The 22870-nt window shown below is 72.6% G+C and carries 25 protein-coding genes; 17 read left to right on the top strand and 8 right to left on the bottom strand.

Features of this window, described 5'->3' with window-relative positions:
- Window positions 1-34: 34 nt before the first annotated feature.
- Window positions 35-946: a phosphatase PAP2 family protein gene (locus RGQ06_RS02010; RefSeq protein WP_432429625.1), complete on the bottom strand. Its 912-nt coding sequence runs from the start codon at window positions 944-946 to the stop codon at window positions 35-37.
- 174 nt (window positions 947-1120) lie between these two features.
- Here RGQ06_RS02010 and RGQ06_RS02005 point away from each other — a divergent pair, with 174 nt between their 5' ends.
- Both RGQ06_RS02005 and RGQ06_RS02000 read left to right on the top strand, forming a co-directional pair.
- Window positions 1121-1795, top strand: coding sequence for a hypothetical protein (locus RGQ06_RS02005; protein WP_432429624.1), 675 nt, complete (start codon window positions 1121-1123; stop codon window positions 1793-1795).
- A gap of 35 nt (window positions 1796-1830) precedes the next feature.
- Complete coding sequence (locus RGQ06_RS02000; protein WP_432429623.1) at window positions 1831-2661, top strand: alpha/beta fold hydrolase; 831 nt, start codon at window positions 1831-1833, stop codon at window positions 2659-2661.
- A gap of 34 nt (window positions 2662-2695) precedes the next feature.
- On the opposite strand, the gene RGQ06_RS01995 is transcribed toward RGQ06_RS02000, so the two are convergent.
- Window positions 2696-3073 (bottom strand): thioesterase family protein, encoded by a 378-nt coding sequence (locus RGQ06_RS01995; protein ID WP_432429622.1) that lies wholly within the window; start codon window positions 3071-3073, stop codon window positions 2696-2698.
- Between the two features lie 101 nt (window positions 3074-3174).
- Between RGQ06_RS01995 and RGQ06_RS01990 the strand changes: the two genes are divergently transcribed.
- From RGQ06_RS01990 to RGQ06_RS01980, 3 genes are all read left to right on the top strand, one after another.
- A complete protein-coding gene (locus tag RGQ06_RS01990; RefSeq protein ID WP_432429621.1) occupies window positions 3175-4539 on the top strand; it encodes a TldD/PmbA family protein in 1365 nt (454 codons plus the stop codon).
- Window positions 4536-5906 (top strand): TldD/PmbA family protein, encoded by a 1371-nt coding sequence (locus tag RGQ06_RS01985; RefSeq protein WP_432429620.1) that lies wholly within the window; start codon window positions 4536-4538, stop codon window positions 5904-5906. Before RGQ06_RS01990 ends, RGQ06_RS01985 begins: the two co-directional genes overlap by 4 nt.
- A 73-nt stretch (window positions 5907-5979) precedes the next feature.
- Window positions 5980-6822, top strand: a complete 843-nt coding sequence (locus RGQ06_RS01980) for an undecaprenyl-diphosphate phosphatase (RefSeq protein WP_432429619.1) — start codon at window positions 5980-5982, stop codon at window positions 6820-6822.
- On the opposite strand, the gene RGQ06_RS01975 is transcribed toward RGQ06_RS01980, so the two are convergent.
- The 3 genes from RGQ06_RS01975 to RGQ06_RS01965 form a co-directional block, all read right to left on the bottom strand.
- Window positions 6812-8587: an alpha/beta fold hydrolase gene (locus RGQ06_RS01975; RefSeq protein WP_432429618.1), complete on the bottom strand. Its 1776-nt coding sequence runs from the start codon at window positions 8585-8587 to the stop codon at window positions 6812-6814. The genes RGQ06_RS01980 and RGQ06_RS01975 overlap by 11 nt on opposite strands.
- Window positions 8588-8628: 41 nt before the next feature.
- A complete protein-coding gene (locus tag RGQ06_RS01970; RefSeq protein ID WP_432429617.1) occupies window positions 8629-9246 on the bottom strand; it encodes an SAF domain-containing protein in 618 nt (205 codons plus the stop codon).
- A 111-nt stretch (window positions 9247-9357) separates the two neighbouring features.
- A complete protein-coding gene (locus tag RGQ06_RS01965; RefSeq protein ID WP_432429616.1) occupies window positions 9358-9666 on the bottom strand; it encodes an FmdB family zinc ribbon protein in 309 nt (102 codons plus the stop codon).
- A gap of 70 nt (window positions 9667-9736) precedes the next feature.
- Here RGQ06_RS01965 and RGQ06_RS01960 point away from each other — a divergent pair, with 70 nt between their 5' ends.
- The 7 genes from RGQ06_RS01960 to RGQ06_RS01930 all read left to right on the top strand — a co-directional run bounded on the left by RGQ06_RS01960 (window position 9737) and on the right by RGQ06_RS01930 (window position 16050).
- Window positions 9737-10354 carry a glycerol-3-phosphate acyltransferase gene (locus RGQ06_RS01960; RefSeq protein WP_432429615.1) on the top strand — a complete coding sequence of 206 codons (618 nt, stop codon included), beginning with the start codon at window positions 9737-9739 and terminating at the stop codon, window positions 10352-10354.
- 22 nt (window positions 10355-10376) lie between these two features.
- Complete coding sequence (galU, locus tag RGQ06_RS01955) at window positions 10377-11252, top strand: UTP--glucose-1-phosphate uridylyltransferase GalU (RefSeq protein WP_432429614.1); 876 nt, start codon at window positions 10377-10379, stop codon at window positions 11250-11252.
- A 41-nt stretch (window positions 11253-11293) separates the two neighbouring features.
- Window positions 11294-12004 carry a hypothetical protein gene (locus tag RGQ06_RS01950; RefSeq protein WP_432429613.1) on the top strand — a complete coding sequence of 237 codons (711 nt, stop codon included), beginning with the start codon at window positions 11294-11296 and terminating at the stop codon, window positions 12002-12004.
- 41 nt (window positions 12005-12045) lie between these two features.
- Window positions 12046-12933 carry an alpha/beta hydrolase gene (locus RGQ06_RS01945; RefSeq protein ID WP_432429612.1) on the top strand — a complete coding sequence of 296 codons (888 nt, stop codon included), beginning with the start codon at window positions 12046-12048 and terminating at the stop codon, window positions 12931-12933.
- A 41-nt stretch (window positions 12934-12974) separates the two neighbouring features.
- Window positions 12975-13547, top strand: a complete 573-nt coding sequence (locus RGQ06_RS01940) for a hypothetical protein (protein WP_432429611.1) — start codon at window positions 12975-12977, stop codon at window positions 13545-13547.
- Between the two features lie 17 nt (window positions 13548-13564).
- On the top strand, window positions 13565-14803 hold the full coding sequence (locus tag RGQ06_RS01935) for a molybdopterin molybdotransferase MoeA (protein WP_432429610.1): 1239 nt from the start codon (window positions 13565-13567) through the stop codon (window positions 14801-14803).
- 110 nt (window positions 14804-14913) lie between these two features.
- A complete protein-coding gene (locus tag RGQ06_RS01930) occupies window positions 14914-16050 on the top strand; it encodes a LuxR C-terminal-related transcriptional regulator (RefSeq protein ID WP_432429609.1) in 1137 nt (378 codons plus the stop codon).
- Here the strand turns inward: RGQ06_RS01930 and RGQ06_RS01925 are convergent.
- Window positions 16040-16285, bottom strand: a complete 246-nt coding sequence (locus tag RGQ06_RS01925; protein ID WP_432430695.1) for a nickel-binding protein — start codon at window positions 16283-16285, stop codon at window positions 16040-16042. The two genes, RGQ06_RS01930 and RGQ06_RS01925, sit on opposite strands and share 11 nt — an antisense overlap.
- 176 nt (window positions 16286-16461) lie before the next feature.
- Here RGQ06_RS01925 and istA point away from each other — a divergent pair, with 176 nt between their 5' ends.
- The 4 genes from istA (at window position 16462) to RGQ06_RS01905 (ending at window position 20486) form a co-directional block, all read left to right on the top strand.
- On the top strand, window positions 16462-17946 hold the full coding sequence (istA, locus tag RGQ06_RS01920) for an IS21 family transposase (protein WP_432430655.1): 1485 nt from the start codon (window positions 16462-16464) through the stop codon (window positions 17944-17946).
- The gene (istB, locus tag RGQ06_RS01915) at window positions 17943-18704 is read left to right on the top strand and encodes an IS21-like element helper ATPase IstB (protein WP_432430656.1); all 762 of its coding nucleotides are present in this window, start codon (window positions 17943-17945) and stop codon (window positions 18702-18704) included. The genes istA and istB overlap by 4 nt, the downstream gene beginning before the upstream one ends.
- A gap of 319 nt (window positions 18705-19023) precedes the next feature.
- Complete coding sequence (locus RGQ06_RS01910) at window positions 19024-19920, top strand: TauD/TfdA dioxygenase family protein (protein ID WP_432428534.1); 897 nt, start codon at window positions 19024-19026, stop codon at window positions 19918-19920.
- Between the two features lie 32 nt (window positions 19921-19952).
- Window positions 19953-20486, top strand: coding sequence for a helix-turn-helix domain-containing protein (locus tag RGQ06_RS01905; protein ID WP_432428533.1), 534 nt, complete (start codon window positions 19953-19955; stop codon window positions 20484-20486).
- A gap of 28 nt (window positions 20487-20514) precedes the next feature.
- Here the strand turns inward: RGQ06_RS01905 and RGQ06_RS01900 are convergent, their stop codons facing one another.
- Together RGQ06_RS01900 and RGQ06_RS01895 are read right to left on the bottom strand one after the other, a co-directional pair.
- Entirely contained in the window at window positions 20515-21585 is a 1071-nt protein-coding gene (locus RGQ06_RS01900; RefSeq protein ID WP_432428532.1) for a phosphotransferase family protein, read from the bottom strand.
- Window positions 21586-21592: 7 nt separating this feature from the next.
- A complete protein-coding gene (locus RGQ06_RS01895; RefSeq protein ID WP_432428531.1) occupies window positions 21593-21889 on the bottom strand; it encodes a Dabb family protein in 297 nt (98 codons plus the stop codon).
- A gap of 43 nt (window positions 21890-21932) precedes the next feature.
- Here RGQ06_RS01895 and RGQ06_RS01890 point away from each other — a divergent pair, with 43 nt between their 5' ends.
- Entirely contained in the window at window positions 21933-22865 is a 933-nt protein-coding gene (locus RGQ06_RS01890; RefSeq protein ID WP_432428530.1) for an AAA family ATPase, read from the top strand.
- The last annotated feature ends 5 nt before the right edge of the window (window positions 22866-22870 follow it).

The following is a 22870-nucleotide window of genomic DNA, read 5'->3' as shown; positions in this document are numbered from 1 at the left end:
CTGCTGCGGGCGCCGATCCGTCGCGGCCAGGGCGCTACGCGGTGGTGATCGGGAGGTCGTCCCGAGCGTGGCGGGCCTGGAAGCGGGCGGTGAGCCAGCGGGCGACGAGGGCGCCGAACCCGAGCGCGACGAGGCCGCCCACGGCATCGATCCAGTAGTGGTTGGCGGTGACGATGATCGTGAACAGGGTGAGGAACGGGTAGCTCCACGCCAGCGCACGGGTCCACCGGCGCCGCATCATCGGCACCAGCACGAGCGCGGACCACACGGACCACCCGATGTGCATCGACGGCATCGCCGCGTACTGGTTGGTGAGCCCGGCCGCCTTCTCGTCATCGAAGGAGATCCACCCGCCGTGCACAGCGAGGGTGTCGACGAAGCCGTACCGGTCGCACCCCTCGACCGACTTGTCGCCGGGCTCGGCGGCGAAGGCGGCCTCCGGTGCGTAGATCCGGCACGCCCCGTACTTGCCGGGGTCGTCCAGCAGCCGCGGCGGCATCAGCGAGTAGCTGGCGAAGCCGACGATGGCCACCGCCGTCGTCACGAGCAGCGTGTTGCGCCATCGGGGGTAGCGGGCCTTGTCGCTGCGGTACAGCCACACGAGCGCGCCGGCGGTCACCACGAAGTGGGCGGTGCCGTAGAAGATGTTCCAGACGCGGATGAGCCCCATGGCCGGCAGGTCGAGGTACCAGCGCTGGAGCTCGTCTTCGAAGTAGAGGCCCATGGCGCGCTGGATGTCGATGATCTGGCGGGCGTGCTCGAACGCGACCGAGGCGTCGACGTCCTCGCCCGTGCCCTGGGAGCCGAACAGGTTCCGCACCGAGGAGTACACCGCGTAGAAGACGGCGACGTAGAGGAGCTCGCGCCACCAGCGCAGCCGGCCGGCGGCGACCTGCGCGTCGGACGCGGTGGTGGTGTCGTCCTGGTCCACGGCGCCGGCGGTCATGCGCTGGTCTGCCTCTGTCCCCGCACCTCGCCAGACTACGGCGGCGCCAGGCGCCCGAACGATCCGCCACCGGCCTCCGATGGGGGTGGCTAGCCTCGGTGCCGGTTCGGTGGTCGACCTGACGCCACCCGTTGCATCCCGGCCGTCACGGCCGGTCGATCCGGGAGGCCCACCGTGCCCATCCGCCCCCGCCGCCTTCGGTGCGCCGCGCTCGCCGCCGCGCTCGTGCTCACCGCCTGCTCGTCGGGTTCTGCCGCCTCGACGTCCCGGGTCCCGCCACCGTCCGCGGTCGATCCCGCCTCCGAACCGGCGCTCGATCCGGCGTCGGACCCCCCAACCGGACCCCACGAGATCGCCCTGGTCGCCGACCTCGGCCCGCTGCCCGACGGCTCCGGTCGTGCCGTGGTCGAGACGACCTGGAGGACCGACGGGGCCGGCACCGTCCACCTCGCCATCGACACCCCGGCCGGCATCGTCGAGCAGCACGTGGGAACGGCCGACGAGCACTGGTGGTGGCTGCACCCGGAGGTCGGCCGGACGGTCGCCGATGCCGAGTGGGTCCGCTTCGACCTGGACGCCGTCGCCGCCGCGGGTGGCGAGCTGCCCGACGTGGTGGTCGAGGCCCGTCAGCCGCCTCCGCAGCCCGACGGGATCGGTCCCGGCGACGCGGTGGCCGGGCGGGAGGTGCTCGCCGTCGAGGTGGTCGGCGATGACGAGGTCCACCTCACCGTCGCCGGGATCGAGCGGCCGGTCCTCCTGCGCCGGCGCCCGCTCCGGCCGGGCACCATCGTCGCGGTGCCGAGTGGATCGGTCGACCTGCGCGAGCTGCCCGCCCTCCTGCGCTGGTGACGTCGCTGCCGGACGCGGTGGGCCACCATGTGCGGATGGCGACACGGGTGATCGACATCGGGGCCGGCGAGCACGTGACGATCGACGAGGTCGGCTCGGACGGACGGGGGCTGCTGCTCGTGCACGGCTTCACCGGCGGCCGCGTCGACTTCGCCGACCACATGGAGGCCCTGGCCGAGGCCGGGTGGTGGGTGGTCGCCCCGGATCTGCGGGGCCATGGCGACTCCTGGCACCCCGAAGACGAGTCCGAGTACTCCTTCGACCACTTCGCCGGCGACATGCTGTCCCTGGTCGACGCCCTGGGCTGGGACCGGTTCGTGCTGCTCGGCCACTCGATGGGCGGGATGATCGCCCAGGTCGCGGCGGCGAAGCGGCCGGGCGCGCTCGACGGCCTCGTCCTGATGGACACCACCCACGGGCCGCTGGAGATCGACCGCGAGCTGGCCATGCTCGGGGCCGAGATCGTGCGCGAGGGCGGCATGGCCGCGGTGAAGGAGGCGATGGATGCCCTGGAGGGCGACGGTCCGCTCGGGACGCCCGCCAACCAGCGCCTCCTCGACGAGCGTCCGGGGTACCGCGAGCTCGGCGACCAGAAGTTCCTGGGCAGCTCGCCGGCCATGTACGCATCGATGATCGGGCAGATGATCGACCAGCTCGACCGGTTGCAGCACCTCGCCGACCTGTCGGTGCCGACCCTCGTGATCGTCGGCGAGCAGGACGCACCGTTCCTGGGCCCGTCCGAGGCGATGGCCACCGCGGTGCCGGGTGCCCGGCTCGAGGTCATCACCGACGCCGGCCACTCGCCCCAGTTCGAGAACCCCGACGCGTGGCGCGCGGTGATGCTCGACTTCCTCGCCGGCGTCTGAACGTCAGCGGCCCGTTCCGTGGCCGCTGCCAGATCTAGTTGGCCTTCTCCATGAAGCGGTCGTAGTCGACCACGACGCGGGTGACCCGGCCGGCGGCGATCAGGCCGCGGTGGTCCGAGGCCGAGACGGTGAAGGTCAGCCGGCGTCCGGACACCTTCTCGAGCGTGGCCTCGGCCGTGACGGGAGCGCCGACGGCGGTGGGCATCAGGTGGTCGACCTGGACCCGCATGCCGACCGACGTGGAGCCGTCCTCGAGCTGGCCGTCGATGGCTGCCACCGCGGCCTGCTCGCAGAGGGCCACGAGACGGGGGGTGGCGAGCACCGGGACCGAGCCGGAGCCGATGGCGATGGCGGTGTCGTCGTCGCCGACGACGATCTCGACCGCGGCGCTGAGACCGGTCTGGAGGGGCACGTCGGTACGCTACGTCGTCCGGGTCGGCCCGAGTCACATCGGCCCAGGCCCGTCCCGCGACCCCGGAGGACGAAGTGATCGAGGATCCCACGCTCGAGCGAGTGCTGGCACGAGCCCTGCGGACCGGCGGCGAGTTCGCCGAGGTCTTCGCCGAGGACAAGCAGAGCGGCAACGCCACCCTGGACGACGGCCGGGTGGAGCAGCTCAGCTCCGGTCGCGACCGCGGCGCCGGCATCCGGGTCGTGGTCGGCGACACCACCGGCTTCGCCCACACCGCCGACCTCAGCGAGCAGGGCCTGCTGACCGCGGCCGAGGCGGCATCCGCCGCGGCCCGCGAGGGCGGCGGCGGCGTGCGGGAGATCGCCCTCACCCGCCGCGACGTGGCCAACCCGAGCCCGGTCAGCGTGCTTCCCGACGACGTGCCCAAGGCGGACAAGGTCGCCATCCTGCGCCAGGCCGACGAGGCCGCCCGGGCCGCGGCCCGGGAGATCTCCCAGGTCACCGCCTCGGTGGCCGGCTCCCGCCGCCGCATCCTGGTGGCCAACAGCGACGGGCTGCTCACCAGCGACGACCAGGTCCGCACCCTGTTCTCGGTCAGCGCGGTGGCCACCGGAGACACCGGCATGCAGACCGGCCGCAAGTCCACCGGCCTCACCATCGGCTGGGAGCTGTTCGACCGCATCGACATCGACGAGTTCGCCGCCGAGGCCGCCCAGATGGCGATCACCAAGCTGCGAGCCCGGCCCGCCCCCTCCGGCCAGCTGCCGGTGGTCATCGGCGCCGGCTCCGGCGGGGTGCTCTTCCACGAGGCCTGCGGCCACGGCCTGGAGAAGGACCTGGTCGACAAGGGTGCGTCGGTCTACGCCGGCCGGATCGGCGAGCTCGTCGCCAGCCCGCTCGTCACCCTGGTCGACGACGGCACCATCGCCGAGGAGTGGGGCGCCTTCGCCGTCGACGACGAGGGTGCGCCGGGGCAGCGCAACGTGCTCATCCAGGACGGTGTGCTCACCGAGTACATGTGGGACTTCCTGCGCAGCCGCAAGGAGGGTCGACCGAACTCGGGCAACGGGCGCCGACAGTCCTACAAGCACCTCCCGATGGTCCGCATGACCAACACGTTCCTCGAGAACGGCACCGCCACCCCCGACGAGGTCATCGCCGGCACGGACCACGGCGTCTACGTGGCCAAGCTCGGCGGCGGCCAGGTCAACACCGCCTCGGGCGACTTCGTGTTCGGGATGCAGGAGGCGTACCTCATCGAGGACGGCGAGATCACCGAGCCGATCCGCGAGGGCAACCTCATCGGCAACGGCCCCCAGTGCCTGCAGGACATCGAGGTCATCGCCGACGACTTCGCATTCGGCGGCCCTGGCACGTGCGGCAAGGACGGTCAGGGCGTCCCGGTCGGCGACGGCTGCCCGACGCTGCGGGTCGCCCAGCTCACCATCGGCGGGACCTCCTCGTGACCGACACCGCCACCGCCGGCACCGACGTCGACGCCCTGCGGGCGCTGGCCGACCGGGTCGCGTCCCAGGCCGGCCCGGGCGAGCAGGTCGAGGCCTACGTCAGCCAGGGCACCAACACCTCCGTCGATGCCTACGAGGGCGAGATCGAATCGCTGACGCAGGCCGGCTCCGCCGGCATCGGCATCCGGGTGATCAAGGACGGCCGCACCGGCTTCGCCTACGCCGGCAGCCACGACGACGACATCGTCGCCGATGCGCTGGCCGAGGCCCGCGACAACCTGCCCTTCGCCGAGCCCGACGAGTGGGCCGGCCTGGCCGAGCCCGACGGCGTCGCCGCCACGGCGCTCGACGTGCACCGCGAGGCCGTGCTCGCCACGCCGGTGGAGGACAAGGTGGCCATGGCCATCGAGCTCGAGCGCATGGTGCGCGCCGCCGACCCCCGGGTCCGTGGCGTGCGGGCGGCCACCTACACCGACGCCGAGGGTGCCTTCGCCGTGGCCACGTCCACCGGCATCTCCGTCGGCGGGCGCTCCACCATCGCCTACGTCTCGGTGTCGGCCCTGGCCGACGACGGCGACGCGTCGGTCATCGCCGGCGGCATGTCGGTCGGTCGGGCCATCGACGAGGTGTCCCTGGACGAGGCCGCCGACGATGCCGTCAGCCGGCTGCTGGCCAAGATCGGCTCGGTCAAGCCCGAGTCCGCAGTCGTCACGCTCATCCTCGAGCCGCGCCTCACCGCCACGGTGCTCGGCATCGTGTCCGGGATGCTCGGCGGCGAAGCGGTGGCCAAGGGCCGCAGCCCGTTCGCGAACCGGGTCGGCCAGCAGGTCGGCAGCCCGCTGCTCACCATCGTGGACGACCCGACCAACCCCGACTCGCTCGGCGCCGAGCCCTACGACGACGAGGGCCTCGCCACCCGGCGGGTGCCGCTGCTCGACCAGGGCGTGCTGCAGGGGTTCCTGCACAACACCCACTCGGCCCGCCGGGCCGGGACGGCGTCCACCGCCTCCGCGGCTCGTGGCTACAGCAGCCGCCCGAGCATCTCCGCCCGTGCCCTCACCGTCCAGCCTGGCGACGGCGACCTCGACTCGCTCCTCGCCACCGTCGACGACGGCGTGCTGGCCTCGTCGCTCGGCGGCATCCACTCCGGGGTGAACCCGATCTCGGGCGACTTCTCGGTGTCGGTCGAGGGACTGCGGGTGCGCGGCGGCGAGCGGGCGGAGCCGATCAAGGAGGCCACCCTGGCCAGCACGCTGCAGCGCCTGCTCCTCGACGTCTCCCACGTCGGCGCGGACGTCGAGTGGCAGCCCGGAGGCACCGGCGGCGTCACCCTGCTGATTCCCGGCGTGTCCCTCTCCGGCCGCTAGAACGGTCCCTTCCGTTCTGGCCTGCGCCTCCCCGCACCGGCGGGGGATCTCGTAGGCCAGAACGAACTTCCTCATGTCTCTCCTGCACGCCATCGTCCTCGGCATCGTCCAGGGCCTCTCCGAGTTCATCCCGATCTCGTCGTCCGGGCACCTCGCCATCGTCCCGTGGCTGTTCGGCTGGGACGACTTCGCCGGCGACGACTCCCTCGCCAAGGCCTTCGACGTCGCCCTCCACATCGGCACGCTCGCCGGCGCCATCGCCTACTTCTGGCGGGACCTCGTCGTGTTCGCCCGGGAGGGCCTGCGCGTGGTGGTGCCGGCCAACCGCGCCGACGCCCCGCCCGAAGGTCGCATCGCGTGGCTGCTCGTGGTGTCGGCCGTGCCGGCGGCGATCACCGGATTCCTCCTCAACGACGCCATCGAGGAGCTCGACGACATCTACTGGCTGATCGGCGTGATGCTCATCGTCGGCGGCGTCCTGCTGTGGGCGGCCGACCGGATGGGCGGCCCCCGCAAGGCCGGGGAGTTCCGCCTGCGCGACGCGCTGCTGATGGGGCTGGGGCAGGCCGCCGCCCTCCAGCCGGGCGTCTCCCGCTCCGGCGTCACCATCACGGTGAGTCGGGCCCTCGGTTTCGACCGGGCCGCCGCCGCCCGCCTCTCGTTCCTGATGAGCCTGCCGATCATCGCCGGCGCCGGCGTCTACAAGCTGCTCGACGTCGTCGGCGAGGGCGGGATCCCCTCGGACTTCGTCGCCCCGTTCCTGGTGGGCATGGCCACCAGTGCGGTGACCGGCTTCGCCGCCGTGTGGGGAACGATCCGCTTCGTGCAGACCCGGACCTTCGCCCCGTTCGTGGGCTACCGCTTCGTGGTGGGCGCCGGCGTCATCGCGCTCGCGGTGGCCGGCTTCAACAGCTGACCGGGCGCCGGCCGCGTCGAGCGGCGCCGACGACGAGCAGGCCGGCACCGACCAGGGCTGCCGCCAGCGCGGCAGCGATCGACGGAGCCGACTCCGAGCCGGTGGCCGGCAGCGTCGGCGTCGGGGCGACCGGCGAAGGCTGAGTCGTCGTGGTCGGCGCCGCAGCGCGGTCGACGGCCTGGACGGGTACCGCCACGGTGGCGGCGACGTCGACGGTCGCGGGCGTGCGCGCGTTGCTGTGCATCAGGCTGGCGGTGCTGACCTGCAGGTCCAGGTGGTGTCCGGCGGGCAGCGTGTAGGCGATGCCGGGCATGGGCACCTCGACCTGCGTGGACCCGTCGAGCAGCGGCACGCGGATCGCCCCCTCCTGGAGGTTGACGACAGCGCCGGACTCGCGGTCGACCAGCTTGGCCATGAGGATCACCTCGTCGCCGACGCCCTCGACCTGCAGGGTCACCGACGGGATGCCGAGCAGGTCGATCGCCCGATCGCCGGCCCGGGCGACCTCCACGGTCATGGCCCGGATGTCGCCGGGCGCGGACACGGCCGCGGACGTGAAGGGCAGTGTCGGGATGCCGCCGTCGAAGGATGCCCCGCCGAGCGTGCTCAGGTCCGGTGGCTCCACGGCGGGGACGCTCACCAGCGAGCCGGTGCCCGTGGCCTCGAGCGGCGCCGACCCCGGCGCAGGGAAGCCGGCCGCCGCGCGCCAGACGCCCTCGTTGGTGCGGTACTCGACCGGGGGGCCGACGTCGACGGTCTCGTCGCCGTGCAGGTACCGGGCGAACCAGGCCAGGACCGCCTCGTCCACGTGGGCGCCGTCGCCCGCATCGGCGTAGGTGCCCGGGCAGGCGACGTGGCCGCCGCAGAAGACGAGGAACCGGGTGGGTGCGCCCGCGGCCCGCACGTGCTCGGTGATCCGCCAGCCGTCGGTGAGATCGAAGAGGGTGTCGGTGCTGCCCTGCACGACCAGGGTCGGGATGTCGACCGGCTGCTCCTGCCCGTACGAGGCGAGGCTGCTGCCGGCGAAGAAGTCCAGCACCTCGTCGGAGATCGCCGCGCTCGTGGAGCCCTCCGTGAACCCGCGGGTGATCATCGGGGCCAGGCCGCCGGGCTGGGGGCCGGTCGGGCAGCTCGGGTCCAGGCCCTGGCCCGAGGCGGTGGCGAGCCCGGCCAGGTAGAGCAGCGTGGCCCACCCCTGGTTGACGACCTCGCCGCCGTAGAGCGAGTACCGCAGGTCGGCCCAGGAGATCTCCGGTGCGATCGCGTCGATGCGGTCGTCCACGGCGGCCGCCGCGGTCTGCACCCCACCCGCGTAGGAGCCACCGGCCATGCCGACGATCGGGTCCCCGGTGTCGTCGAGCCGGACCGGCGCGTTGGCCACGGTCCAGTCGATGAGCGCCGTCACGTCGCCGCCCTCCCACTCGGGCTTGTCGATCTGCACCTCGCCGCCCGAGCAGCCGAAGCCACGCTGGTCCCAGGTGAGGACGATGTAGCCGGCGTCCAGGAGGTCGCCGACGAAGCCGGTGGGCGCCTTCTGGCCGGTGCCGCCCCACCCGTGGGTCAGGAGCACGAGCGGCCCGGGACGGGCTTCGTCGACGTCCGGGGGGACGAACAGGTTCGCCAGCAGCGGGGTGCCGTCGAAGGACTCCACCACGTGCGTCGTCGCGGCCGGGGCCTCCTGTGCGGCTGACGGCGTGGGCACCGCCAGGACGGAGACGGACACGAACGAGACCGCGAGCAGCGCCCGCCACCACCTGCTGCACATGGGCCGCACCGTACCGGCTGCCCCGGACACCACTTCCCGGGTCATCCGACCAGGGCGAGGGCGACGAGGCCGGTGGCGAGGGCGGCGACGACGCGCCTCGCCTGGCTCGGGGTCACGGCCACGGTGACCGTGTCATCGTCGGCGACGTGGACCACGACGCCGTCCTCGGCCACCACGTCACCGACCGTCCCGGCACCCGTCGGATCCAGCGCAGCGAGGACGTCCACCCGCTGGCCGACCTCGACCGGTAGCGCCGCTTCGAGCGCCGGGACGGCGACGGCGCGCCAGCCCGCCGGGACCAGCGCCGCCGCGCCGCGGCGGCCGCCGCCGGCGAGGCGGTGCTCGACCACCACCTCCCCCCGGCCCAGTGCGCCGGCCACTCGCCGCCCGCGGGGATCGGCGTCCACGGCCTCGGACGGCACGAACGCCGACGGTCGTGGCTCGGGGTCGACGTCACCGTCGCCGATCACGTCGCCGGGTTCGAGGTCGGTACGGACCACCCACGCCGTCGTGTGGCTGCCGTAGCGGTCGACGGTGGCCTCGGCCCGGCCGGTGGCGCGCAGCACCAGGACCCCGCAGGTCAGGGCGAGCACGACGGCGAGCACGGCGCGCAGCGGCGGTGGCCGCAGGATCGGGAAGCGAGCGGGGGCGGGGCGCACGGGGACCTCCGGGGCACGGGAGCTCGGGGGAAGTCCGTGGGCGACGATTCGTCGACGAATCGTCGCCCGGTGCGCCGGCCGGGCCGGCAGGGAAGACGGTAGCGGGAGCCCTCAGTCGCTGCTGGAGGCGGCGGGGGCGGCTTTCGTCTCGGTCTTGGTCTCGGACGGCTTCTTGTCCGTGGAGGAGCCTGACGTGTCCGACGTGGTGGAGCCGGAGGACGACGAGGCGGACTTCTTCGACGACCCGCGAGCGTCGTTCTTGTAGAAGCCGGAGCCCTTGAAGGCGATGCCGACGTTGCCGTACACCTTGCGCAGCGGCCCCTCGCACTCCGGGCAGGTGTCCAACGGGTCGTCGGTGAACGCCTGCTGGACCTCCATCTCGTGGCCACAGCTCTTGCAGCGGTACTCGTAGGTGGGCATCGCAGCTCTCCAGGTCCTGGCACTCACGGGGTTCGAGTGCCAACGCTACCGACCGGCCTACGCTCAGCGCATGTCCGTGCTGGCCGTCGCCGTCGTGGTCGTCGGCTACGCCCTCGGCACGTTCCCGACCGCGGTGCTGGTCGGCCGCCGGCACGGCTTCGACCCCACGACCACCGGCTCGGGCAACCCGGGCGCGTCGAACGCCACCCGGGTCGGCGGCATGCGGGCCGGCGCCGTCGTGCTCCTCGGCGATGCCGGCAAGGGCGCCCTCGCCGCCGGGCTGGGCCACCTCGTCGACGGCCGGGCCCTCGCCTGGTTCGCCGGTGCCGCTGCCGTCGCCGGCCACCTGTGGCCGGTCACCCGGGGCCTGCGCGGTGGCAAGGGGGTGGCCACCGCCGCCGGCGTGGCCTTCGTCTGCGCGCCGCTCGCCGCGGTGCCCCTCGCGGTGGTGTTCGTGGTGCTGGTCAAGGTGACCGGCAAGGCGGCCATCGGCTCGATCGCACTCGCCGTGCTCCTGCCGGTCGGCGTGGCGGCCCTGGGGCAGCGGTGGTTCGAGGTCGCCGTGGCCGCCGCGATCGGGCTCGTCGTGGTCGTGCGCCACCGCACCAACATCGCCCGCCTGCTCGACGGGAGCGAGTCCGTGGTCCGTGACCGGACGCCGAGCCCGGGGGGACGGTATGAAGGGTGAGAGGGTCGGCTAGGAAGAGCGCATGACCTCCGTGCGCACCGCTGTGATCCCCGCCGCCGGCCTCGGCACCCGCTTCCTGCCCGCCTCGAAGGCCATCCCCAAGGAGATGGTGCCGGTCGTCGACAAGCCGACGATCCAGTACATCGTCGAGGAGTGCGTCGCCGCCGGCATCGAGGACGTCCTGATCATCGACAGCAGCGGCAAGTCCGCCATCGGCGACCACTTCGACCGCCTCATGGGGTTGGAGGCCGCGTTGGAGGCCAAGGGCAAGACGACCGAGCTCGAGGTGGTGCGGGGGCTCGCCGAGCTGTGTGACATCCACTTCGTCCGCCAGGGCGTGGCCCTCGGGCTCGGCCACGCGATCGGCATCGCCGAGCGCCACGTCGGCGACGAGCCCTTCGCCGTCCTGCTCGGCGACGACGTCCAGGTCGACGGCGGCGCCCTGCTGCGCGGGATGATCGAGACCCACGAGGAGCAGCAGGGGTCGGTCATCGCGCTGCTCGAGGTGGAGCCCGACGAGATCTCCAGCTACGGCTGCATCGACCCGATCCCGATCCGGGACAACCTCTACGGGTTCGAGCGCATCGTCGAGAAGCCGTCGGCCGAGGAGGCGCCGTCGAACCTTGCCGTGATCGGCCGGTACGTGTTCACTCCCGACATCTTCGACGCCATCCGCCAGACCGAGCCCGGCGTCGGTGGCGAGATCCAGATCACCGACGCCATCGGCCTGCTGAACCAGACCCAGCCGGTGACCGGCTTCTCCTTCAAGGAGGGCCGCTACGACTGCGGCAAGCCGCTGGACTACCTCAAGGCCACCGTCGAGATCGCCTGCATGCGCGACGACCTCGGTCCTGCGTTCAAGGACTACCTCAAGGGCTTCGTCGCCACCCTCGACTGAGGGTTCGCCTCCTGGGAGGCGGGGCTGCTTGCCTGGAGGCCGTGAGCACGGTCGTCGTCCCAGAGCACTTCGTCGGCCCCCCGGGCATGGGCCACGGCGGCTACGTCGCCGGCCTCCTCGCCCGCCACGTCGACGGCGCCGTGCAGGTCACGCTGCGTCGGGCCACCCCGGTGGGCGTGGAGCTGGCGGTGGACGTCGAGGGCGACGGGCGCGTGGTGCTGCACCACGACGGCGAGCTGATCGCCGAGGCGGAGGCGGCCACGCTCGACCTCGACGTCCCGCCGGTGCCCGACATCGATGCCGCCGTGGCCGCGGAGAAGGGCTCGCCGTCCCACTGGAACGAGCTCGGCGTGCACCCGATCTGCCTGGGCTGCGGCCTGGCCCGGGACGACGACGACGGACTCGAGATCGCCGTGGGGCCGCTCGAGGTCGACGGCCACGAGCAGGTCGCTGCCGTGTGGCGCCCGACGCCGGCGATGGCGGGCCCCGACGGGACCGTGGACCCGCAGTGGGTGCTCGCCGCCCTGGACTGCCCCGGGGCCATGGCCTTCATCGCTCGCGGCACCTTCGCCGGCCTCCTCGGCAGGATCGTCTTCGAGCAGCTGGCACCGGTTGCGGTCGGCGTGGACCACATCGTGACCGGCTGGGAGATCGACCGGGACGGGCGCAAGCTCTTCGCCGGAACGGCCCTGGCGACCGCTGACGGCACCGTCCTCGCCCGGGCCCGGGCCACCTGGTTCGAACGGACCTGACCCCGGTCGGTGGCGCGGGCACCGTCGCTACGCTCCGGCCCATGTCGCTGAGCCTGCGAGCCCGCATCGTCCAACGCCTGATCCCGAAGATCATGCCGGGGCCGGAGCTGTCCCCGGAGGAGCAACGGGCCAAGCTCTCGCGGTCGCTGGGGCTGCCCAACCGCCGGGTCGAGGTCGTCGACCTCCAGCTCGGCGGGGTGCCCGTCACCCGGGTGACGCCCAAGGGCTCGCCCCGACGCCGCCACCTGCTCCACGTCCACGGCGGCGGCTTCGTCGTGGGCACCACGCGCGGCTTCGTCGGCTACCTGTCCGAGCTGGCGCTGCGCGCCGATGCCGTCGTCACCTCGGTCGACTACCGGCTCGCGCCCGAGCACCCGTACCCGGCGGCCATCGACGACTGCCTCGCGGCCTACCGCGCCCTGTGCGACGAGGTCGCGCCCGAGAGCCTCGCCCTCATCGGCGAGTCCGCCGGCGGCAACGCCGTGCTGGCCACCCTGGTCCGGGCCCGGGACGAGGGGTGGACGCCCCCGAACGCTGCGGTGCTGCTGTCTCCGTGGCTCGATCTGACCTTCTCGGGAGACTCCATCCAGGCCAACCAGGGCAGCGAGATCATGCTCGACCCGACGCTGTTCCGGTCCTGGCGCGACCACTACGTCGGAGAGAACGATCCGGCCGACCCGGGGATCTCCCCGCTGTTCGCCGACCTGGCCGGCCTGCCCCCGCTGCACGTCCAGGCCACGTCGGCCGAGGTGCTCGAGGACGACGCCCGGCGCCTCGCCGACAAGGCCCGGGAGGCCGGCGTCGAGGTCGAGCTGGTCGTGCACGACGACCTCTGGCACATCTTCCAGACCCAGGTCCCGCTGGTGCCGGAGGCCTCCGACGCCCTCGACCAGGCCGTCACCTTCATCCGCACCCACACCCTCGGTTGACGTCCGCGACCGCGCTCAGCGTTCGTGGCAGAGTCCTCGCCATGTTCATGCGGTGCACCAAGACCCTGCTGGCCCCCGTCCTCGCGCTCGCCCTCCTCGGGGCGGCCTGCGGCGATGACGACGATGCGGAGGGCGCCGTCGACGCCGGTGAGGACACCAGTGCCGATGAGGCCACCGACGGCGACGAGACGCAGGACGGAGCGGCCGCCGACGACGAGCAGACCGACGACGGTGAGGGTTCGGCGACGTCGGGTGCCAACGGGACGGCCACCCTGGTCCTGGCCAACGGCGAGGAGTTCGAGTTCTCGATCCTGTGCTCGCTGGAGCCGCAGATGGCCGCCGACCAGGAGATCCTGTTCTCGGTGACCTCCTACGACGAGCCCTATGGCTTCGACGCCACCAAGTTCGGTGAGGACTCCGTGGTGCCCGGCATGGCGAGCGTCGACGTGTACGACAGCGAGACCTACGAGTCCGTCTGGTCCGCCTCGAGCATGATGGGCGGTGGCGTCGAGCTGGAGCTGGACGGGAGCACCGTGACCGGGACGGCCACCTTCTTCGAGGGCGACGAGGGCCTCGGTGACGGGGTCGAGGGCGAGCTGACCGCCTCCTGCTGAGCGGTACCGTCGATGGGATGATCTCCCTCGGCGCAGCGAGACGGCACGTGCTGGACCGGGTGCCCCGACGGGCCCCGGTCCCGGTGCCCGTCGGCGACGCCCTCGGCCTCGTGCTGGGTGAGGACGTCGTCGCCACCGAGCAGGTGCCGCCCTTCGCCAACACGGCCATGGACGGCTTCGCCCTCCGGGCCACGGACGCCGCCGGCGCGCCCGTCGAGCTCGAGATCCTCGAGACGATCGCCGCCGGCCACGCGCCGACGGCCGAGGTCGGCCCGGGCCAGGCCAGTCGGATCTTCACCGGCGCGCCGATGCCGTCCGGCGCCGATGCCGTCGTGATGGTCGAGCGCACCGAGCTCGTCGACGAGCGCCACGTGCGCGTCGAGATCGAGGTGCCGGTGGGCAACCACGTCCGCCCTGCGGGCGACGACCTCGATGTCGGCGCCGTGGTGCTGTCCGCCGGCGAGGTGCTGTCTGCCGCCCACCTCGGCGTCCTCTGCAGCCTCGGCGTCGGGTCCGTGCTGGCTCACCCCCGCCTCACCGTCGGCGTCGTGTCCACCGGCGACGAGCTGGTCGAGGGCGGCCAGCCGCTGGCGCCCGGGCAGATCCGCGACTCCAACCGCCGGACGCTGCTGGCCCTGGCCGCCGGTGCGGGCTGCGACGTGGTCGACCTCGGCATCGCCCCCGACACCGAGGAGGCGATCACCGCTGCCATCCGCCGGGGCGTCTCGACGTGCGACGCCGTGCTCACGAGCGGTGGGGTGTCGATGGGCGACATCGACCTGGTGAAGGTGATCCTCGACCGCATCGGCGACATGCGCTGGATGCAGATCGCCATCAAGCCGGCCAAGCCGTTCGCCTTCGGGCTGGTCGACGGCGTGCCCGTGTTCGGCTTCCCCGGGAACCCGGTGTCGTCGATGGTGTCCTTCGAGCTGCTCGGTCGACCCGCCCTGCGCCAGGCGATGGGGCACACGTCGCTCGACCGGCCCGTGGTGCGAGCAGTCGCCGATGGGGCCTTCGACCGGCGGCCGGACGGCAAGACCCACTTCGCCCGCGTCGTGGCCCGGCACGGCGCCGACGGCCGGGTGCACGTCGACTCCGCCGGCGGGCAGGGCAGCCACCAGCTCGGCGCGATGGCGGCGGCGAACGCCCTCGCCGTGCTCCCCGACGGCGACGGCGTCGCGACGGGTGGCGAGGTCGACACCCTGCTCCTCGGCGACGTGCCGTCCGAGTCCGGGCTCCCCATCGACCCGGCCTGAGGGCACTGGGCGTCGATTCGTCGACGAATCGACGAATGGTTCTGTGAAGCCGACGAATCGTCGACGAATCGCTCCCCACGCGCGAACCTCGTGCCATCCGGGGAGGTCGGATGGGGTACGCGGGTGAGGACGGGGTCGAGCGCATCGAGGTGGATCTCTCGCCGCTCGTCCTCGCGACCCGCCTGGCGCCGCACTGGGAGGCCCGCGGGCAGTTCGGGGCCGGCCGGGAGACGCTCGAGGGCGTGCTCGACGACGGGGCCGGCACCGACGCCGAGCGGGCGGCTGCGCATGGTGCGGTCGCGCACCTGGCCATGGCCCAGGGCGACCTGCAGGCCGCTCGCGAGGCCAACGAGATGGCGATCGCGCTGTACGAGGCGGGCGGCGACATCCGTGCTGCCGCCGGGCGTCGCCACGCGCTGGCCATGGTCCTGCTGGCGGCCGGCGACCCGATCGCGGCCGAGGCGCACTGCGATGCCGCGCTCGCGGTGATGGTGGCCGTGGGCGACGCCCGAGGGGAGGCCTTCGCTCGATCGAGCCGTGGCCTCGTCCTCGCCGCCGTGGGCCGACCGGGGGCTGGGTCCGACGAGCTGCTCGAGTCGTTGCGCGCGTTCCGGGCGATCGGTGCCTTCGGTGAGGCCGCGTCTGTGTTGGCCAACCTCGGCAACCTGTCCTGGGACATGGGCGACCTGGCGCGCGCCGCTCGGTTCCACGATGGCGCCCTCCAGCTCTTCGAGCGACTCGGCGACCGACGGGGCGCGGCCCTGTGCCTGAACAACCTGGCGGTGCTCGCCCAGCTGCGTGGCGATGCCGACCGGGCGATCGAGCTGGCCCAGGCCGCGCTCGACGCCTTCCGAGCAGCCGGCGACCGGCACGGCGAAGCGGCGATGCACTGCAACCTGGGTGCGATGTGGGAGGACGGTGGGGCCACCGCCGAGGCAACTGCCAGCTACCGGCAGGCCGCGGCGCGCTTCGACGAGCTGGGCGATCCGGGACGGGCGGCACACGCTCGTCAGCAGATCGCCGCCCTGCGGCCGCCCGCGAGCGAGCTGTCACCCCGGGAGCGGGAGGTCGCCTCCCTCGTCGCCGTCGGGCTGGGCAACCGGGAGATCGCCGAGCGGCTGTTCATCTCCCAGCGGACGGTGGAGAGCCACCTGTCGCACATCTTCACGAAGCTGGGTCTCCGGTCCCGGACCCAGCTGGCCCGCTGGTGGAGCGATCAGCGGGCCGGCGACGTCGTCAGGGCGTGAGGTCCATGACCTCCGTGACCCGCGTGTAGGGGATCTGGGCCTCGTCGTTCAGGTCGCTCACGTCCTGCGCGCTCGGCGCCTCGAAGAGGCACATGCAGTGCGACTCCCCGGGGACGAACGTGCTGCGGATGTAGCGCACGTCGCGCCCCTGCGCCTGGTAGGTCGCCGCGGTGTCGATCGCGGCGCGCTGGGCCTGGGCGAGCGCATCCATCGTCACCCCTGTGTCGGCGGCCATGAGATCGTGCCCGGTGGCGGCCATGTAGCTGCCCGGCGGTGGCCAGCAGTTCTGCCCACTGGCGGCCAGGGGTTCTGCCCGCGTTGATGTCCGCTCCTGTCCGGGGTCCGCCCGGGTGGGGTGCTCCTCCCACTCGACTGCTCGTTGCTGACGAAGCCATCGAGCAGGAGGAGCAGGTGAAGTCTCGCGAGGAGATCATGGAGATACTCGAAGCGTTCGACCTGACAGGGTCGTTCCGGGATGCCGGCGAGCTGGCCGGTTGTTCGCATCACACCGTCGCCGCCTACGTCGCCAAGCGCGATGCCGGGCTGTTGCCGGGCGAGGGCGCGGTGCGGCGGGAGCGGATCATCGATCCGTTCTTGCCGAAGATCGAGGAGTGGGTGGAGCGCTCCCAGGGCAAGGTCCGCGCCGATGTCTGCCACGACAAGCTGCAAGCGCTCGGCTTCGACGGCTCGGACCGAACGGTCCGCCGGGCCGTCGCCGACGCGAAGCGCAGCTTCCGGTCGGGTCGGCGGCGGGTGTATCGGCCCTGGATCCCGGAGCCGGGCATGTGGGCCCAGTGGGACTGGGGCACGGGCCCGGTCATCGACGGTCGGCCCACGAACCTGTTCTGCGCGTGGTTGGCGTGGTCCCGGTTCCGGGTGGTGATCCCGACCTGGGACCGGACGTTGCCGACGGTGATCGCCTGCCTGGACCGGGCCATGCGCGCCTTCGGCGGCGCACCGACCTACTGGCTGACCGACAACGAGCGCACGGTCACGATCGACCACGTCGCCGGCATCGCCGTCCGTCACCCGCAGATCGTCGCGGTCGGCGGGCACTACGGCATCACCGTCGCCACGTGCGTGCCCGCGGATCCAGAGACCAAGGGCGGCTCGGAGGCAACGGTCCGGATCGCGAAGGCCGACCTGGTCCCGACCGACGCGAACCTGCGGGCCGACTACACGTGCTGGGCCGAACTGGTCGAGGCGTGTGAGCAGCTGATGGACGAGGTGAACGGCCGGGTTCATCGGGTGACCCGGCGGGCGCCGGTCGAGATGCTCGCCGAAGAACGCCAGCGGCTGCACCGGCTGCCCGAGCGGCCCTACACGACCGTGCTGGGCGAGACCCGCAAGGTCTCCTGGACCTCCACGATCAGCTTCGGCGGCGTCACCTACTCGGTCCCTCACCAGCTCGTCGATGAGACCGTGTGGGTCCGCGTCGACGGCGACGAGGTCGTCGTGTGTCACTGCCCGCCCGCCGGTGTCACCGAAGTTGCGCGACATCGCCGGGGCACCCCGGGCACGCCAGTGATCAACGACGCCCACTACCCACCACGGCCCGACGGACCGTTGGCTCGCAAGCCGAAGCCGACGAGCGCGGCTGAGACCGAGTTCCTGGCCATCGGCGAAGGCGCTCGCAGCTGGCTGGTCGAAGCCGCCGCTGCCGGCACGTCCCGGGTGAAGGTGAAGATGGCCGAAGCCGTCACCCTCGCCCGCCTCCACGGGACCGGCCGGGTCGACTGGGCCCTCGGCCACGCCGCCACGTTCGGCCGCTTCGCCGAGGGTGACCTGGCTTCGATCCTGGCCGCCAACCCACCCGGCCAACGCCGCACCGCCGACGACGTGCACTCGCTCCAGCCCGGCACCGGCGCCTGGCACCAGCTCGGAGGCGACCGATGACCGCGGCACCGATCGACGAGGTCGTCGACCTGCTCCGCACCCTCCGGCTGCCCCACATGCGCTCCGCGGCACCGGAGCTGTTGGCCACAGCCAAGGCGCAGCGCTGGGAACCCGCCGAGGCCATGCGCGCCCTGCTCGCCGAGGAGCTCGCCGGACGCCAGGCGTCTTCGATCCGGGCCCGGCGCAAGGCCGCGGGGTTCCCGACCGGGAAGACCTTCGACGTGTGGGACGAGGGCCTGTCATCGATCCCGGCGCCGACCCAGCGGGCACTGCGCACGCTGGAGTGGGTCGACCGGCACGAGAACCTCGTCGTCTGCGGCCCGTCCGGCACAGGCAAGACCCACTTCCTCGAAGCACTCGGCCAGGCCTGCGTCGACGCCGGCCACAAGGTCTCCTGGTTCAGCCTCGAGCACCTCGGCGCCCTCGTCCGCCGCCACGGCGCGGATGACACCGCAGGCCGGGCGATCAAGCGGATCATGCGCGCCGACGTGATCGTGATCGACGACATCGGCCTCCTACCCGTGACCACCGAGACCGCCGAAGCCCTCTACCGGGTCGTCGACGCCGCCTACGAGAAACGCTCCATCGCGTTGTCCTCGAACCTGCACCCGGCCGGGTTCGACGAGCTCATGCCCAAGACCATCGCCAACGCCACCGTCGACCGACTCATGCACCACGCACATGTCGTGCTCACCGCCGGCGACAGCATCCGCCTCACCCAAGCGACCGCCGGCAAGGGGGTGACGCCTCTGGCCTGACGAGCTACGGGCAGAACCCCTGGCCACGGCTGGGCAGTTCTGTTGGCCACGAGCGGGCAGGTCTGCTGTCCGTCACCGGGCACGTCCTACTGACCGTTGACACCCCTGGCAGATCCCTGTCGACCATGTACACCGGCATGTGTGCCCCCGTGCTGTCCGGAGCCGCCCCTCGCGGCCGCTGCGAGGACCATACGAAACGGGACCCGGGCCGGCATCGGTGGAAACACGCATCGTGGAAGCCCTTGACAGTGTGTGAGCGATCGCTCACAGTTGCGGTGTGAGCAACTGCTCACACCGCAACGGAACGTGCAGGAGCACCATGTCGACACTCGAGTCCTCGCCGCCCACCACCGCCCAGATCCAGGTCCGGCGGGTCGCCGGTGCGCTCGGTGCCGAGGTGCTGGGAGTGGACCTCGACGACCTCGACGACCGCACCTTCGCAGCGATCGAGCGGGCGCTGGCCGAGCACCTGGTGCTGTTCTTCCCCGGCTGGGGACCGAGCCTCGAGGAGCAGCGCGATTTCGCGGCCCGCTTCGGGCCGCTCGAGGTGCACCCCGTGCTGGCCAAGGTCGACGAGGCCGTGCCCGAGGTGGTGCTGATCGACGGGGGCATCCGAGCCGACACGTGGCACACCGACGTCACCTGGTCGGCGCATCCGCCGATCGCGTCGGTCTTCCACCTCGTGGACGGTCCGGACCACGCCGGCGACACGATGTGGACGAACATGGAGCAGGCGTTCGCCGAGCTCTCCGCCCCGATGCAGGAGCTGTGCCTCGGTCTCACAGCGACCCACGCCGGCGCGCTGTTCGGCCTGCCCCACGAGACGGCGGTCCACCCGGTCGTGCGGCGGCACCCGGTGACCGGCCGCCCTGCGCTCTACGTCAACCGGACCTGGACCAGCCACATCAACGAGCTCACCCCCGCCGAGTCCGCCGCGCTGCTCGCAATGCTGTACGCCCACAGCGAGCAACCCCACCTCACGGTGCGCCGGCACTGGGCCCCCGGCGAGGTGTGCGTCTGGGACAACCGCTCGACCATGCACGTGGCGGTGAACGATTACGGCGACGCCCCTCGCCGGGTGCACCGCGTCACCGTGCTCGGCGATGATCCGCAGCCGGCCGGTGAGCTGCGCTGGTCGGAGCACACCGACGCGATCTTCAGCGCCCGGACCGGCATGGGGCTGGTGCAGCGCAGCGCCCGTCCGGCGACCGGGTGACCCCGGCACGTCCTCGCGGGCGCGAGGAGGTCATGGCCGCCCTGGTCCGGGCGGCGGGCGACCTGCTGTCCGAGCGGGGCCCGAGCGCGGTCTCCGTCCGCGACGTCGCCGGTGCGGCAGGCGTCAACCAGGCGCTCGTGTTCCGTCACTTCGGCGACAAGGCCGGGCTGGTCCGGGCCGTGCTCGACGAGCTCGGTGGTGCGATGCGGGACGACCCCGCGGCGGCGAGCCTGGAGGCCGCCGCCATCGCCGGCCTCGTGCAACGGCACCAGCGGTACCTCGATGTCCTCACGCGCGTCATCCTCGATCCCGAGTCCACCGAGGTCGACTTCCCCTATCCGGTGATGCGTCAGCTCGTCGCCGACGCCAGCCTCGACGATGTCGCAGCCGGCCGGATCGTCGATGCCGTCGCCGCCGTCCTCGGCTGGGTCGTGTTCCAGCCCTACGTGGCCGCGGCGACCGGTCGGCCGCCCGCCGCACCCGACGAGGTGGCTGATCGCGTCGCCCGACTCGTCGGTGCGATCACCGCACCGCTGCGCGCCGCCGGTGACCGCCGGGAGGCGTGACACCAGCACTGCCGGTTCGGGGAGGGGGCTACAGCATCGAGAGGGTGTCGAGGTCGAGGGCCATGCGGCCGGACCGGTTGGCCATCGCCATGAACATCTCGTCGCCGCGGTCGGTCTGGCCGACGATCATCGAGGAGATCATCGCCATGATGAAGCCGGCGAACGCGGAGCGGCGGTACTGGTCCCAGCACGCCTCGAACGACTGGTCCTTCACCCCGCCGGCCCGCAGCGTGGACAGGTACTCCTTCACCAGGTCCCGCTCCACCTCGGCGCGGAGATCGGGTTCGAGGCCGGTGCCGAGGAAGTAGGCGACGTCCTGGACGCCGGGGCCATGGCTCACGGTCTGCCAGTCGACGGTGGTCATCGCCACGCCCCCGGGAGAGGGGTCGAAGAGCATGTTGTCGAGGCGGAAGTCTCCGTGGACGGCGGTGAGCTGCTCGGGTCGCCACGACAGGTAGGCCTCGAGGCGCTCGACCAGCACGCTGCCGGCATCGACCACCTCGGCGTCGAGGCGGCCGTCGTAGCGCTCGAGGAACCCGGGCCACACCATGTCGACCAGGCCGCGCAGCCCCTCGGGGGAGTTGCGGTTCATCCAGTCGAGGCCGGCGAGGGTGCTGTCGCCCCACAGCGGGGCGTGCAGCTTGGCCGCCTCCTCGACGGCGATGGCGGCCTCGTCCGGCGTGCAGCCGGCGATCTGGTCGCCCTGCTCGGCCGGGGCCAGGTCGTTCATCACGATGGCGAAGTCATGGGTCGCCATGTCGATCTGGGCGTAGTACGGGATGGGCGCGGCGATGTCCACCCGGCTGCGGAGCTGCTGGTAGAAGCGGGTCTCGACCTCGTAGGTGCGCACGGCCGTGGCGGTGGCCCGGCTGGTCCCGTCGTCGGTCGGGAACTTGCCGACCACCGTCGCCGGCCCGGCGTCGGCGTCGTCCCAGGTGAGGGCGAAGCGCACGCTGTCGCCGACCTGCCCGGTGCCGACCTGCGTGGCCTGCACGTCGACGACGGAGCCCTCGTCGGCGGCCCCGGCGGCTCGCAGCACCGTGGTGAGCCACCCGGGGGTGACCTGGTCGGGTCGGGAGATGAACGCGATGTCGTCCACGTCGGCCTCAGATGTGGTGCTGGACGGCGCTGCGCCCGGCGATCACGGGGATGATGAGCTCGGTGATCACGGCCTGGTGCGCCGGGTGGTCCCGGTACACCTCGTAGCCCTCCACCGAGTCGAAGTCCGCGACGATGCCCAGGTGGGCGTTGCCCTCGGCCAGCTCGGCGTCGGTGCCGACGTCGTAGCTGCGGATCTCGTCGATCTGCGACGGCAGCCGGCGCAGCGCCTCGACGATCTCGTGGATCTGGTCGTCTGTGGTGTCGTCGCGGAAGGTGAGCGTGACGATGTGTCGCAGTCCCATGGTTCCCCCTCGTGGTGCGGTCGTCGGACCGTAGCCTGCGCTCGTGACCCCGTCCGCACCACCTCCGGCCGACGTCCGGGACGCCCGCGACGTCGCGGCCGCGCTCGAGGCCCACGACTACCTGCCCGACACCGGCCTGGCCACAGCGGTGTTCCTGGCGCTGCGCCTCCAGCGGCCGCTGCTGCTGGAGGGGGACGCCGGCGTCGGCAAGACCGAGGTGGCCAAGGTGCTGTCCCGCTGGACCGGCGGCGAGCTCCTCCGCCTGCAGTGCTACGAGGGGCTCGACGTGAGCCAGGCGGTGTACGAGTGGGACTACTCCCGCCAGCTGCTCCACCTGCGCGCCGCCGAGGCGGCCGGCGTCGCCGGCGGGGCGAGCGTCGACCAGCTCGAGGACGAGCTCTACGACGAGCGCTTCCTGGTGCGCCGTCCGCTGCTGGAGGCGGTGACGCCGCGGTCGGGTCCGCCCCCGGTCCTGCTCATCGACGAGGTCGACCGGGCCGACGACGAGTTCGAGGCGTTCCTGCTCGAGGTGCTGTCGGACTACACGGTCACCGTGCCCGAGCTCGGCACCTTCCACGCCGAGGTGCCCCCGCTCGTGGTCATCACCTCCAACCGGACCCGCGACGTCCACGACGCGCTCAAGCGGCGCTGCCTCTACCACTGGGTCGAGCACCCCGACTTCGAGCGCGAGGTCGCCATCGTCGGGGTCCGGGTGCCCGACGTGGGGGAGCGCCTCGCCCGGCAGGTCGCGGCGGCCACCGAGGCGCTGCGGGGCGCGGGGCTCTACAAGCCGCCGGGCGTCGCCGAGGCCATCGACTGGGCCGCCGCGCTGCACGTGCTCGGGGCCAGCGAGCTCGACGTGGAGACCGTCGACGCCTCGCTCGGCACCGTGCTCAAGTACCGGGAGGACCAGGCGCGGGTGCGGGCCTCCGGCCTCGACGACCTGGTGGCCCGGGCCGTCGAGCGCAGCGCCTGAGCGGT

The sequence above is a fragment of the Salinilacustrithrix flava genome, assembly GCF_041228405.1.
GTDB classification, from domain to species: Bacteria; Actinomycetota; Acidimicrobiia; order Acidimicrobiales; family Salinilacustritrichaceae; genus Salinilacustrithrix; species Salinilacustrithrix flava.
The sequence above is the reverse complement of the archived record's forward strand: the minus strand, read 5'-3'. Positions and strand labels throughout refer to the sequence as shown.

Coding starts and splice junctions, on each gene's coding strand:
- RGQ06_RS02000 (WP_432429623.1), top strand. CDS start 1,831: ATGGCGACACGGGTGATCGACATCGGGGCCGGCGAGCACGTGACGATC.
- RGQ06_RS01935 (WP_432429610.1), top strand. CDS start 13,565: ATGATCTCCCTCGGCGCAGCGAGACGGCACGTGCTGGACCGGGTGCCC.
- RGQ06_RS01910 (WP_432428534.1), top strand. CDS start 19,024: ATGTCGACACTCGAGTCCTCGCCGCCCACCACCGCCCAGATCCAGGTC.
- RGQ06_RS01905 (WP_432428533.1), top strand. CDS start 19,953: ATGGCCGCCCTGGTCCGGGCGGCGGGCGACCTGCTGTCCGAGCGGGGC.
- galU (WP_432429614.1), top strand. CDS start 10,377: ATGACCTCCGTGCGCACCGCTGTGATCCCCGCCGCCGGCCTCGGCACC.
- RGQ06_RS01895 (WP_432428531.1), bottom strand. CDS start 21,889: ATGGGACTGCGACACATCGTCACGCTCACCTTCCGCGACGACACCACA.
- RGQ06_RS01960 (WP_432429615.1), top strand. CDS start 9,737: ATGTCCGTGCTGGCCGTCGCCGTCGTGGTCGTCGGCTACGCCCTCGGC.
- RGQ06_RS01945 (WP_432429612.1), top strand. CDS start 12,046: ATGTCGCTGAGCCTGCGAGCCCGCATCGTCCAACGCCTGATCCCGAAG.
- RGQ06_RS01930 (WP_432429609.1), top strand. CDS start 14,914: ATGGGGTACGCGGGTGAGGACGGGGTCGAGCGCATCGAGGTGGATCTC.
- RGQ06_RS01975 (WP_432429618.1), bottom strand. CDS start 8,587: ATGTGCAGCAGGTGGTGGCGGGCGCTGCTCGCGGTCTCGTTCGTGTCC.
- RGQ06_RS01940 (WP_432429611.1), top strand. CDS start 12,975: ATGTTCATGCGGTGCACCAAGACCCTGCTGGCCCCCGTCCTCGCGCTC.
- RGQ06_RS01925 (WP_432430695.1), bottom strand. CDS start 16,285: ATGGCCGCCGACACAGGGGTGACGATGGATGCGCTCGCCCAGGCCCAG.
- RGQ06_RS01965 (WP_432429616.1), bottom strand. CDS start 9,666: ATGCCCACCTACGAGTACCGCTGCAAGAGCTGTGGCCACGAGATGGAG.
- RGQ06_RS01980 (WP_432429619.1), top strand. CDS start 5,980: ATGTCTCTCCTGCACGCCATCGTCCTCGGCATCGTCCAGGGCCTCTCC.
- RGQ06_RS02010 (WP_432429625.1), bottom strand. CDS start 946: ATGACCGCCGGCGCCGTGGACCAGGACGACACCACCACCGCGTCCGAC.
- istB (WP_432430656.1), top strand. CDS start 17,943: ATGACCGCGGCACCGATCGACGAGGTCGTCGACCTGCTCCGCACCCTC.